This window comes from Bradyrhizobium sp. F1.4.3, assembly GCF_040548375.1.
In the GTDB taxonomy this organism is placed as follows: Bacteria; Pseudomonadota; Alphaproteobacteria; order Rhizobiales; family Xanthobacteraceae; genus Bradyrhizobium.
Map to the genome: position 1 here is coordinate 50,119 of NZ_JBEPRN010000009.1, position 12,037 is coordinate 62,155.

The 12,037-nt window shown below is 62.5% G+C and carries 12 protein-coding genes; 5 read left to right on the plus strand and 7 right to left on the minus strand.

The genetic code is table 11. The features are described 5' to 3' along the window. Positions 1–41: 41 nt before the first annotated feature. Positions 42–2,330, minus strand: coding sequence for a RelA/SpoT family protein (locus ABIB73_RS22630; RefSeq protein WP_354227487.1), 2,289 nt, complete (start codon positions 2,328–2,330; stop codon positions 42–44). A gap of 208 nt (positions 2,331–2,538) precedes the next feature. Next, positions 2,539–2,931: a DNA-directed RNA polymerase subunit omega gene (gene rpoZ / locus ABIB73_RS22635; protein ID WP_014494742.1), complete on the minus strand. Its 393-nt coding sequence runs from the start codon at positions 2,929–2,931 to the stop codon at positions 2,539–2,541. Between the two features lie 328 nt (positions 2,932–3,259). Between rpoZ and ABIB73_RS22640 the strand changes: the two genes are divergently transcribed. After that, complete coding sequence (locus ABIB73_RS22640; protein ID WP_148773836.1) at positions 3,260–3,904, plus strand: LabA-like NYN domain-containing protein; 645 nt, start codon at positions 3,260–3,262, stop codon at positions 3,902–3,904. Then, positions 3,885–4,559 (plus strand): uracil-DNA glycosylase, encoded by a 675-nt coding sequence (locus ABIB73_RS22645; protein ID WP_354227489.1) that lies wholly within the window; start codon positions 3,885–3,887, stop codon positions 4,557–4,559. The genes ABIB73_RS22640 and ABIB73_RS22645 overlap by 20 nt, the downstream gene beginning before the upstream one ends. On the opposite strand, the gene ABIB73_RS22650 is transcribed toward ABIB73_RS22645, so the two are convergent. Genes ABIB73_RS22650 through dapA form a run of 4 tightly spaced genes read right to left on the minus strand, consistent with a single transcriptional unit; the run spans position 4,556 to position 7,039 of the window. After that, a complete protein-coding gene (locus ABIB73_RS22650) occupies positions 4,556–5,137 on the minus strand; it encodes a peroxiredoxin (RefSeq protein ID WP_354227491.1) in 582 nt (193 codons plus the stop codon). The genes ABIB73_RS22645 and ABIB73_RS22650 overlap by 4 nt on opposite strands. 4 nt (positions 5,138–5,141) lie before the next feature. Continuing rightward, positions 5,142–5,615, minus strand: a complete 474-nt coding sequence (smpB, locus tag ABIB73_RS22655; RefSeq protein ID WP_148743736.1) for an SsrA-binding protein SmpB — start codon at positions 5,613–5,615, stop codon at positions 5,142–5,144. Between the two features lie 59 nt (positions 5,616–5,674). Next, a complete protein-coding gene (mscL, locus tag ABIB73_RS22660) occupies positions 5,675–6,091 on the minus strand; it encodes a large conductance mechanosensitive channel protein MscL (protein ID WP_354227852.1) in 417 nt (138 codons plus the stop codon). A 57-nt stretch (positions 6,092–6,148) separates the two neighbouring features. Beyond that, on the minus strand, positions 6,149–7,039 hold the full coding sequence (gene dapA / locus ABIB73_RS22665; RefSeq protein WP_354227493.1) for a 4-hydroxy-tetrahydrodipicolinate synthase: 891 nt from the start codon (positions 7,037–7,039) through the stop codon (positions 6,149–6,151). A gap of 296 nt (positions 7,040–7,335) precedes the next feature. Between dapA and ABIB73_RS22670 the strand changes: the two genes are divergently transcribed. Together ABIB73_RS22670 and ABIB73_RS22675 are read left to right on the plus strand one after the other, a co-directional pair. Further along, entirely contained in the window at positions 7,336–9,756 is a 2,421-nt protein-coding gene (locus tag ABIB73_RS22670) for a transglycosylase SLT domain-containing protein (protein WP_354227854.1), read from the plus strand. Positions 9,757–10,064: 308 nt separating this feature from the next. Continuing rightward, complete coding sequence (locus ABIB73_RS22675) at positions 10,065–10,775, plus strand: hypothetical protein (protein WP_354227495.1); 711 nt, start codon at positions 10,065–10,067, stop codon at positions 10,773–10,775. A gap of 15 nt (positions 10,776–10,790) precedes the next feature. Here ABIB73_RS22675 and ABIB73_RS22680 read toward each other — a convergent pair whose 3' ends face one another. Then, positions 10,791–11,645, minus strand: coding sequence for a tetratricopeptide repeat protein (locus ABIB73_RS22680; protein ID WP_502918451.1), 855 nt, complete (start codon positions 11,643–11,645; stop codon positions 10,791–10,793). On the opposite strand from ABIB73_RS22680, the gene ABIB73_RS22685 reads away from it, so the two are divergent. Beyond that, positions 11,571–11,789 carry a hypothetical protein gene (locus ABIB73_RS22685; RefSeq protein ID WP_354227499.1) on the plus strand — a complete coding sequence of 73 codons (219 nt, stop codon included), beginning with the start codon at positions 11,571–11,573 and terminating at the stop codon, positions 11,787–11,789. The two genes, ABIB73_RS22680 and ABIB73_RS22685, sit on opposite strands and share 75 nt — an antisense overlap. The last annotated feature ends 248 nt before the right edge of the window (positions 11,790–12,037 follow it).

The window sequence follows — 12,037 nt, forward strand, 5'->3', positions numbered from 1 at the left end:
AAGGCTCACAAATTTCGCGGACAGGCCAATACGAAAGATGCCTATCCATTAACACGTTCGACGCGGGCGACGACCGCCTTCGCGCGCAACTGGGCCAGGATGGCGCTCAAGTGCTTCAGGTCATAGACTTCGAGGTCGATCGTCGTCTCCGTGAAGTCGGGCGAGCGGCGCTGCATGCTGATATTGTCGATGTTGCCGTCATGCTCGGCAATCACCGTCGCGATCTGCGCCAGCGCGCCGGGCTCGTTGACGTTCTCGACCTTGATGCGGGCCGGGAAGCGCTGCGGCACGGAGTCCTCGATGTCCCAACGCACGTCGAGCCAGCGTTCCGGCTCCTCCTCGAAATCCTTCAGGGCCGGCGACTGGATCGGATAGATCGTGATCCCCTCGCCCGGCGTGACGATGCCGACGATGCGGTCGCCGGGCACCGCGCCGCCGTTCGGCGCAAACTTCACCGGCAGGTCGGAATTGATGCCGCGAATCGGGATGGCAACAGGGCTGCGCGGCGGCTCGGACGCCGCCTTCTCCTTGAGCTTGGCAGCTAGTCCCTTCTTGATCCCGTAGCGCGCGACGCGCTCCTCCTTGTAGTCGGGATACATCGCGCGGGCGACGTGGGAGGCCTTGATCTCACCGCGGCCGACCGCCGCCATGACCTCGTCGATCGAGGCGCGCGCGAGCCGCGGCAGCGCGCCCTTCAGCTTGTCGTCGGCATATTCGATCTTGGCGCGCTCGAACAAGCGCTCGACGATGCGCCGGCCGAGGCCGGCATATTGATCGCGCACGGCGGTCCGCGTGGCGCGGCGGATCGCGGCGCGCGCCTTGCCGGTGACCGCGAGCGTCTCCCAGGCCGACGGCGGCGCCGATTGCGCTTCCGAAGTCAGCACCTCGACCTCGTCACCGTTCTGGAGCTCCGAGGACAGCGGCGCGAACTTGCCGTTGATCTTGCAGCCCACCGCACTGTTGCCGACGTCGGTATGCACGGCATAGGCGAAGTCGATCACATTGGCATGGCGCGGCAGCGCGATCAGCTTGCCCTTCGGGGTGAAGCAGAACACCTGGTCGTGGAACAGTTCAAGCTTGGTATGCTCAAGGAATTCCTCGGGGTTGGTGCTCTCGGTGAGGATGCCGACGGTGTGGCGCAACCAGGCAAACGCGTTGGACTCGCGCTTGAGGAATTCGGTCGGCGAGCCCACACCTTCCTTGTAGAACACGTGCGCGGCGATACCGCGCTCGGCGATCTGGTCCATTGCCTCGGTGCGGATCTGGAGTTCGGCACGCTGGTTGCCGGGGCCGATCACGGTGGTGTGGATCGAGCGATAGTCGTTCTGCTTCGGTGTCGAGATGTAGTCCTTGAAACGGCCGGGCACGACCGGCCAAGTGGTGTGGACGATGCCGAGCGCGCGATAGCAGGACTCGACGTCGTTGACGACGACACGAAAGCCGAAGATGTCGGACAATTGCTCGAAGCCGACCGACTTGCGCTCCATCTTGGTCCAGATCGAGAACGGCTTCTTGCGGCGGCCATAGACCCGCGCGCCGAGGCCCCGGTGGCGCAGATTGTTGGAGAGCTGCGCTTCGATCTCACCGATCAGGTTGCGGTTGCGCTCGGCAAGCGAGTCGAGCCGCTGCATCACCACCGAATAGGCCTCGGGATCGAGGGTGCGGAAGGACAGATCCTCCAGCTCCTCGCGCATTTCCTGCATGCCCATGCGGCCGGCGAGCGGCGCATAGATGTCGAGCGTCTCCTCGGCGATGCGCCTTCGCGACTCCGTCGGCACGAATTCCAGCGTGCGCATGTTGTGCAGGCGATCGGCGAGCTTCACCAGGAGCACGCGGACATCGTCAGCAATGGCCAGCAGCAGTTTGCGCAGGTTCTCGGCCTGCTTGGCTTCGCGCGACACCAGTTCCAGCCGCTTCAGCTTGGTCAGGCCCTCGACCAGCGCGCCGATCTCGGGCCCGAAAATCTGGTCGATCTCAGCCCGCGTCGCCTCCGTGTCTTCGATCGTGTCGTGAAGCAGCGCGGCGACAATGGTCGCGTCGTCGAGCTTCAGGTCGGTGAGAATCGCAGCCACTTCGAGCGGGTGCGAGAAATACGGATCGCCGGAGGCGCGGGTCTGCGAGCCGTGCGCCTTCATGGCGTAGACATAGGCGCGGTTCAGCAGGTCTTCGTTGGTGTTCGAATTGTAGGACCGGACGCGCTCGACGAGGTCATATTGACGCATCATGCGCGCACGCGGCTTCGCAGGCCGCGTCACCGGCGCAGTCGGGGCCACGGCAACCGATTCGGTTGCGGCCTGCATCTGCGTTGGTCTGCGGCGTCGATACACCATGCCGTCCTGCCTTCAAGCGGGCCATGAAGTAGCCCGTTGTATACATCCTAGCTCCGATCGCGCGCGCGGCCGATCAATTCAGTGACAGCTGCGCGGCGCGAAACGACAACGCTATGGTAACCACGAAAACGCCAACAAAAGCAAAGGCCCGAACACGGGTTCGGGCCTTTGATAAGATCACAAGAATTCGACGATCGCGATGGGACGATTACTCGTCCTCCTCGGGCTGCTCTTCCGGCGGCGCGAGGCCTTCGAGGCCCTTCAGGAGCTCCTCTTCGGTCATGCGTTCCACGGCAACTTCGGTATCGTCGGCATCGACGCTCGCGCCCGCGGAACCGATCAGCGGCACCGTATCCGGCTCGGGCTCGTCGACCTCGACGAACTTCTGGAGGGAGTGCACGAGCTCCTCGCGGAGGTCCTCCGGAGAGATTGTCTCGTCGGCAATTTCGCGCAAGGATACAACAGGGTTCTTGTCGTTATCGCGGTCAACCGTTAGTTGTGAACCGGACGAAATCATGCGGGCACGGTGGGCAGCCAGCAGGACCAGGTCAAACCGGTTGTCGACCTTGTCGATACAATCTTCTACGGTGACGCGAGCCATGGACTGTCGCTCCGTTGTGGGTGGGACGAAATATGTGGATGATTGGCGCTAGTTATAGGGACCAAGGCGGTTTCGCAAGGCCAATTTGTAATTTGGCCTCGCCAAACGGCTCTGCTACCCCCACATTGGGGCTGGGATGGGTGGTTTCCCGGGCTGCCATTGGGGGCGGCGCCGGGAGTATGAAAGTCCGCCATAACTATACCTTGATTGCCCCGACTTCTCCGGATTTGCGGTTTCGACGGGTTTCGGCAGGACTTTGAACTGCGCGGCTTGCTGCCGCCGCGCCAACAATAAACGATTTATCACGAACACTACGCGAGCAAACTGAATGTCACCTTCCCCTACCAACAAGATCGCGCTCTTCATCGATGGCGCCAATCTTTACGCGACGGCGAAAACTCTCGGCTTCGACATCGATTACAAGCGCCTGCTGAAGGAATTTCAGAGCCGTGGGACACTGCTGCGGGCGTTCTACTACACAGCGATCATCGAGGATCAGGAATATTCCTCGATCCGTCCCCTGATCGATTGGCTCGACTACAACGGCTACACCGTGGTCACCAAGGCGACCAAGGAGTTCATCGATGCCTCCGGCCGTCGCAAGGTCAAGGGCAACATGGACATCGAGCTTGCGGTCGACGCCATGGAGCTCGCCGAGCACATCGACCAGATGGTGCTGTTCTCGGGCGACGGCGACTTCCGCTCCCTGGTCGAGGCCGTGCAGCGCCGCGGCGTGCGGGTCACGGTGATCTCCACGATCGCCAGCCAGCCGCCGATGATCGCCGACGAGCTGCGCCGTCAGGCCGACGTCTTCACCGACCTCGTCGAATTGCAGTCCAAGCTTGGCCGCGATCCGTCCGAGCGCCCCGCCCCGCGCGATCGCGGCGAGCGCGAAGCACGCCACCACGCCCCGCAGTTCCTCCAGCGCGCGACCACCATGGCGCCGAGGGGCGATGACGACTTCGAGGAGTGAGGCGGTTCGGTTAAGCCGCCAGCCCCCCACCCTCGTCCCAGACCGTGACTGTCCGCTCTGTCCGCGCCTGGTCGCCTTTCGCGAGGCGAACCGCGCGCGCGAGCCGTTGTGGCACAATGCACCGGTTGCGCCCTTCGGCGACATCAAGGCGCGCCTCCTGATCGTTGGCCTTGCGCCGGGGATGCAGGGCGCCAACCGCACGGGGCGGCCGTTCACCGGCGACTACGCGGGTGATCTGCTCTACGCGACGCTGATCGAATACGGCTTCGCCAAAGGGGCCTATCAGGCGCGGCCCGACGACGGACTGAAGCTGGTCGACTGCCGGATCGCCAATGCCGTGCACTGCGTGCCGCCGCAGAACAAGCCGCTGCCGGTGGAGATCAATACCTGCCGCCAGTTTCTCGCCGCGAACCTCGAGACGATGCCGAATTTGCGCGCTATCGTGGCCCTCGGGCGAATTGCGCACGACACCGTGCTCAAGCCGCTGAAGATGAAGGCTTCGCAAGCGCCCTTCGGCCATGGCGCGGTGCATCAGGCCGGCGCGTTCAGGCTCTACGACAGCTATCACTGCTCGCGCTACAACACGAACACCGGCGTGCTGACGACGGATATGTTCCGCAGCGTGTTCGCCAGGATAAAGGCCGAGTTCGATTAGCCTTTGGCGGGATTGGCCTTCAGCCAGCCCAGGACATCGCCGGCGTTCCGGTCGGGCGGAAACACCGGATAGAACACATGGGTGATCTTCGCGTCGTCGATGATCAGCGCAAGGCGCTTGATCAGCGTCAGGCCCGCGACCTCCATGGTCGGCAGCTTGAGGGCGCGCGTGAGCGCCAGCTCCTCGTCCGAGAGCACGGGGAACGGCAGATGCAGCCGCGACGCCATCTCTGTCTGGTAGTCGTTGCTCTGGGTCGAGAGCCCGAACACCTGTGAGGCACCAGCCGCCTTCAACTCGGCGAACAGGTCGCGAAACGCGCAAGTCTGCGGCGTGCAACCCCGCGCGCCCGGAATCATGTCCCAATCGTCGACCAGCGCGATCTTGCCTGGCTCGCCGGTGCGCGGATAGGCGAACACCACGGTGCGGCCGGAGAGCGCCGACAGCGTGACCGAATTGTCGTCGGTCGCAAGCAGGCTGATCGCTGGCAGCGTCATGCCGGCCAGATGCGCGGCGCCGCCGTCGTCGGCGGGGGCGGGGATCTGGCTCCAATCAACCTCGAGCAGGTTTCTCTGAGTCATCTCGCTATCCCCTCGCCCGCAGCAGCCGGCCCTTCTCCCGGCTCCAGTCACGCTTCTTCTCGGTCTCGCGCTTGTCGTGCAGCTTCTTGCCCTTTGCAACCGCGAGCTGCAATTTGGCGCGGCCGCGCTCGTTGAAATAGAGCTTGAGCGGGATCAGCGTCATGCCCTCGCGGTCGACCGCACCCATCAGCTTATTGATCTGCTTGCGGTGCAGCAGCAGTTTTCGCGGCCGTTTGGGCTCGTGGTTGAAGCGGTTGCCCTGGAGATATTCGGGAATGGTGGCGTTGATCAGCCAGATCTCGCCGTCCTTGGAATCGGCGTAGGATTCCGCAATCGTGCTCTTGCCGTTGCGGATCGACTTGACCTCGGTGCCGGTCAGCGCAATGCCCGCCTCGACCGTGTCCTCGATGGCATAGTTGAAGCGGGCCTTGCGATTTTCCGCCATGACCTTGATAGGACGTTCGTTCTTATCGGCCATGGCAAAGAAACCCGATCGAGATGCGTGCGGACGCTAACAGTTTGGATGAAGCGCGCGCGTCAAGACTTCTTGAGGAGATCGCGGATTTCGGTCAGCAGCTCGACCTCGGCCGACGGCTTCGCTGGCGCGGCGGGTGCCGCCTCTTCCTTGCGCTTCAGCGTGTTCATGGCGCGGATCACCAGGAACAGCACAAAGGCGACGATGATGAAGTTGATCGTTAGCGTCAGGAAGCTGCCCCAAGCCAGCACCGCGCCTTGCTTTTTCGCGTCAGCCAGGTTGGTGGCGGTGACCTTCGCCGACAAGGGGGTAAAGTAGTTCGAGAAGTCGAGGCCGCCGGTGGCCGCGCCGATCATCGGCATGATGACGTCGCCGACCAGCGAGTTGACGATGGCGCCGAAGGCGGCACCGATGATGACGCCGACCGCGAGGTCGACGACATTGCCCTTCATGGCGAAATCGCGGAACTCCTTGAGCATCCGCCTGCCCTTTTCGTCGACTGCGCTCATGACAAGCTTCCCCGAAAAGTTAGCGCGTCAGTTGATCAGGCCAGCGTGCACCATGGCGCTGCGCACCGCGACGCGGGTCGGCTCGGACACCGGCACCATCGGCAGCCGTAGTGTCTCGTCCATCTTGCCGAGCAGCGTCATCGCATACTTGATCGGCGCTGGATTGCTCTCGATGAAGAGGTTGTTGTGCAGCGGCATCAGCTTGTCGTGCAGCTTCAACGCCGTGGCATGATCGCCCTTCTGCCAGGCGGCGTGGAACTCCGAGCACAGGCGCGGCGCGACGTTCGAGGTCACCGAGATGCAGCCATGGCCGCCATGCGCCATGTAGCCAAGGATGGTTGCGTCCTCGCCAGAGAGCTGGTTGAAATCCTCGCCCATCGCCGCGCGCTGCTGCGACACGCGCACCATGCTGGCGGTGGCGTCCTTGACGCCGGCGATGTTCTTCAGCTCCCACAGCCGCTTCATGGTGTCGACCGACATGTCGATCACCGAGCGCGGCGGGATATTGTAGATGATGATCGGGATTCCGATCGCATCGTTGATCGCCTTGAAGTGCTGATACATCCCTTCCTGGGTCGGCTTGTTGTAGTAGGGCGTCACCACCAGCACGGCGTCGGCGCCGGCCTTCTCGGCATGCTGGGCGAGCTCGACCGCCTCCTTAGTGGAGTTGGAGCCGGCGCCCGCAATCACGGGCACGCGGCCCTTGGCCTCGCCAATGCACCATTCGACGACCTTCTTGTGCTCGTCATGGCTGAGCGTCGGGCTCTCGCCGGTGGTGCCGACCGGGACCAGGCCGTTGGTGCCCTCGGAAATCTGCCAGTTGACCAGCGAGCGGAACGCCGTCTCGTCCAGCGCGCCGTTCTTGAACGGCGTGACCAAGGCGGTGAACGACCCCCGGAATTTCGTCTTGGCTGCCATGGACTTCCTCCGTACGCGGCGAGATTTTAGAGCAAGCCCCATACATATCGGGTCTATCCGGCCGGTAAAAGGGCCGCATCCGTGTGACGCACCGTTTAGGCCGCGATTTTGCCGTGGTGGTGGTGCAAACCCGGCGAAGGTAAGCGGCTGTTGGTATTTTGTCCGCATATTCAATCAAATACAGCCAGATCTTGTACAGATATGTCTTGAGCCACTTGACTGATTCGGGGCGACGTAACGCCGTGACCTCCTTTCCTCGCGCCGCATGGCGATCCGCCGGTCTGGTCATGTGCCTGATGGCCGGGCTGTCGGTCGGCTGCGCCGCCTTGGCCAAGTCCAATGAGACGACCGAGGACACCACGAAGGAACCCGGAAAGGGAGCCGCGAAGCCAGCCGTCAAGCAGTCCCCGAAGGACACAGCGAAGGGACCTGCCAAAGGATCGGCCAAGGAAACAGCCAAGGGAACAGGCAAGGAAACAGCCAAGGAAACGGGCAAAGAGACAGCCAAAGGCGCGAGCAAGGGAGCGGCTCCCGCCCCCGCCAAGGACGCTGCGAAGAAACCTGCCAAGGATTCTGGCAAGGAGGCCGCGAAGGACAAGCCGAAGCCTGTAGTTGCGACCCCTGCTCCAAAGTCACGGCCGGCCAACGCGTCAGCCCCTCAGGCCGCGCCGGCGGTGACAGCCACCGTCAGACCTTCCGCCCCTGCCGCAGCCGCCGCCAGACCCGTCGCAACGCCCATGCTGGCACCTGCGACCCGCCAGCACGCCGCGCCGCGCAAGCCGGTCACGCCGGCCGCGGTCGCGGCGACCTCGTCGACGTCGCAAGCCGACAAGGACACGCTGGAGAACGTCGTCGAGCTCGTGCGCAAGCGCAAGCCGGGCGACGCAACCAATTACGCAGATTCGATTTCGGATCCCGTCGCACGAAAGCTCGCGGAATGGATCATCCTGCGCAGCGAGGACAATGGCGCCAACGTGGAGCGCTACCGCGCCTTCCTCGCTGCCAATCCGAGCTGGCCGTCACAGACTTTCCTGCGCCGGCGCCTCGAGGCTGCGATGTGGGACGACCGGCGTGACGATTCAGTCGCGTGGTCGTGGTTCGAGAATGAATCCCCGGTCTCAGCCAAGGGCCGCTTCACGCTCGCCAAGGCGATGCTGGCACGTGGCGACCGCGCCAATGCCGAGCGATTGGTGCGCGAGGCCTGGCGCAGCGATCCGATGTCGGATGACACCGAGAACAACGCGCTCGACCAGTTCGGCGCGCTGCTGACGCCGGGCGACCAGAAGGCGCGAATGGACACGCTGCTCTACGGCAGCGAGCACGAGGCGGCGCTGCGTGCCGCTAAGCGCCTCGGCGCCGGCTATGTCGCGCTCGCCAAGGCCCGCATCGCCTCCTACAAGAAGGCGCCGAACACGCGCGCGCTGCTCGAAGAAGTGCCGCGCGAGCTGCACAACGATCCCGGCTTCATCTTCAGCAAGATCCAGCTCCTGCGCCGCGAGGAGAAGTTTGCCGAAGCCGCCCAGCTCATGCTGTCGGCGCCGAAGGATCCGAACCGGCTCTACAATCTCGACGAATGGTGGATCGAGCGGCGCCTTCTGGCGCGCAAGATGATCGACACCGAAGAATTCCGCAGCGCCTATCTGATCGCGCGCGATGCGGCGCTGCCCTCGCGCGACATCTACAAGACCGAGCAGGAATTCACCGCGGGCTGGATCGCACTGCGCTTCCTCAACGATCCCGCGACCGCCGCCCAGCACTTTGCCCGCATCGGGGTCGGCAGCGTCAATCCGACCACGCTGGCGCGCGCCGGCTACTGGCAGGGTCGCGCCGCGGAAGCGGCAGGCCGCCAGCAGGAAGCGCGCAACGCCTACGCCCGCGCAGCCGAGCAGTCCACCAGCTATTACGGCCAACTTGCGCGCGCAAAACTCGGCCTGCCGCAGATCGAGCTCAACAGCCAGCCACGCGGCCGCGGCGCCGACCGGCTGGAGATCGTGCGCGCCGCGCAATTGCTGTACGAGCTCGACGAGCGCGACATCGCGGTGCCGATGCTCGCCGACATGGGCGAGAACGGCGATCCCGAAGCGCTCACCGGCCTTGGCGAGCTGACCCAACGCTACGGCGACGCGCGCGGCATGCTGCTGGTCGGCAAGGCCGCCCTGAATCGCGGGCTGCCGTTCGACTTCTACGCCTATCCCGTCAACGGCATTCCGCAGTTCACCCCGATCGGCCCCGAGGTCGAGCGCAGCATCGTTTATGCCATCGCGCGGCAGGAAAGCGCGTTCAACCCCTCCGTGGTCTCGCCGGCCCAGGCCTATGGATTGATGCAGGTGACGCCGGACGCCGCACGTTATGTCTGCAAGCGGCACGGCGCGACCTACGATTTGTCGCGGCTGAAGAACGATTCGGCCTACAACGCCACGCTCGGCTCGGCCGAACTCGGCGGACTGCTCGAGGATTACCGCGGCTCCTACATCATGACCTTTGCCGCTTACAACGCCGGCCGCGGCAGCGTGAAGAAGTGGATCGACCGCTACGGCGATCCGCGCGACCCGAAGGTGGACGCTGTCGACTGGGTCGAGCTGATTCCATTCTCCGAGACACGCAACTACGTGCAGCGGATCATGGAGAATCTCCAAGTTTACCGCGCCCGCTTCGGCGGTGGCTCGCGGTTGCAGATCGAGGCCGATTTGCGCCGCGGCGCCGGCAGCGTGGAGTAGCGGCGCCCTTCCTCGATTCGCTGCCGAGCGCATCGGTGGCGAGCCCCACATCTGCGCCCCCGCCTCCCCTTTTGAGCGGAAGACCCGAAAGGTCCATTTAGGAAATTTATGACGCCGATTTGGGAATCCCAGGGATTCCCAGTGTACATAGCTGAGCGTGCGCTGGTCGCTGCGGCAGAGTTATCGAGCGGATGGTTCAGTCGGGTTCTAGCTAGTCCCAGTTGTGACTGCCTTTTTACTTCCTTTGGGAGTTGCCACAACGTAGACGGTTGCCAGATTTGGAACGCCAAAAATGACTGATAGTAAAAATGACTGATAGTAATGAGCTGAAACTCAAATTCCGGTGCCCGAAAGAACTAGAAGGACTGCTGCCACAACCGGCTCCAGCCACTCTCGGTGTTCCCGACTGGCTAAAGGCGATGCCCACCACCGCTTTCAGTTCCCTCAATCAGCAAGACGACCAAACGGTCAAGCGGTGCCCACCTTTCGTCGATGCGATGACGTCCGGATTTCTGATTCCGTTAGTCTGTGACTTGACAATCGAAAACGGTGAAATCAGGTGGGATAACAGTTTCCCGCCCAGCGTCGGGCTCGATGTTCCGCGGTCGCCAATCAGTTTCCACGATGGTAGTCAACTGTCAGGTTCGCCCCTCTTTGAGCCAGACCGCTTCTTCATTAAATTCCACAACCTCTGGACCATCGAAGCGCCGGAAGGATACAGGCTGTTCTTCACTCATCCCGTCAATCGCTTCGACCTGCCATTCACCACCCTCAGCGGATTTGTCGATTCCGATTCCTATAAGGATGCCTGGATTCACTTTCCTGCGCATTGGCACAACACAGGCTTTAACGGAGTTCTTCCCAAGGGGACGCCGATTGCGCAGTGCATACCTGTGAAACGAGGTGATTGGGTGATGGAAACCTCATCCCTCAGCGACGATGAGGCGCGACGGATTCGCGAGTTGAGCTCAGCGCTCAAACGAGAACCTGGATTGTATCGGCGGAAGTATAGACAGTGATCTAAACGCAGACCTTCACTCTAAGAATTTTGCTGCTGCGCTCGGCCGGAAGAAGAATCGGCCATGAGACGCACTGGCAAGCGCGAAGGCTGCGCGGCCAAGCATTGCAGGCCTTCCTCGAAGTACGCTGCGCAATGCGGCCTCACCGCCAGCGCGTTCGCCCATTTCCATAAGACAGATGGCGAGATTCGTCCGGGACAGCGTATCATCCGGGCGCAACGCGAGCACTTGACGGTAGCTTTCCGCGGAATCCGCGAACCTCCCATCGAGGAGCAAGGCCCTCGCGAGCTCTGACAGAACGTCGAGGCGTCCAGGTGCCGCATCGCGCGCTACCATAAGTGCGGCAAGCGCCTTTGCGCGTTCGTTCCCCTCAAGACACAAGCGTCCAAGATCGACTCTCAGCTCAATGGTCGCGGGAGAGAGGGCAATGCCGCTCTCGATGATTTTGATTGCGTCGTCGAGCTGTCCAATCTTCGCAAGCTGGCCGGCCAACTCCTGAAATGCAGGAACATACGGTGGACGCCTGGCCGAGGTCCGGCGAAGCCATTCGATCCCCTCAACCACCCGCCCCGATCCGCAAAGTGAATGGCCGAGCAACATCTCGATCTCCGGATCGTTGCCACGGCGGGCTGCTCGTTCAAGCGGCGCAATAGTCTCCTCAGAGCGTCCCTGGCCAAGTAGCGCGTGTGCCAGAATAAGCACCGCATTCCTCTCGGCGCGATTCGATTTCAGGATTTTCGCTGCGACTTGCTCAGCGAGGCCAAAATCTCGCATTCGGAGCGCAAACGAGGCCTGTTGAAGGGCCTGAGTGAGAAGATTGCCGCTTATATGATTGGTAGCCACGTCGCAACGCCCACCGAGCAAAGCCATTTGCTGCTTTTAGCGGGCCTCCGCCATTCCGTCCAGGAAAGTCATGCGAATACTCCCCGTTCAAAAGCCGCAACGCTCTCGCTATTCGTCGAGCTGCACACTCAGACGGCAACGCAAGAGACATTGCTGAAGATCATTCAATGATAGAAGCGTTCGTTGCGTGCCGACCTCGCCCAGCACCTTTCTGATAGAAGCGTCACTGCGTTCCTACTCTGGTCAAATGAGCAAGCTGTCTTAATGCCTTTGGCGTGATTGTCAGGTAGACGATTCTCTTATCGTTGCTTGGTCCCTTTCTTTGAACCCTCGGGCTTCCAGAGGCCGCGACTGATGGACGACAAACGAAGGATTTACCTTCAACGCTTCCGCGACTGACTTGACGGACATCCCAACCG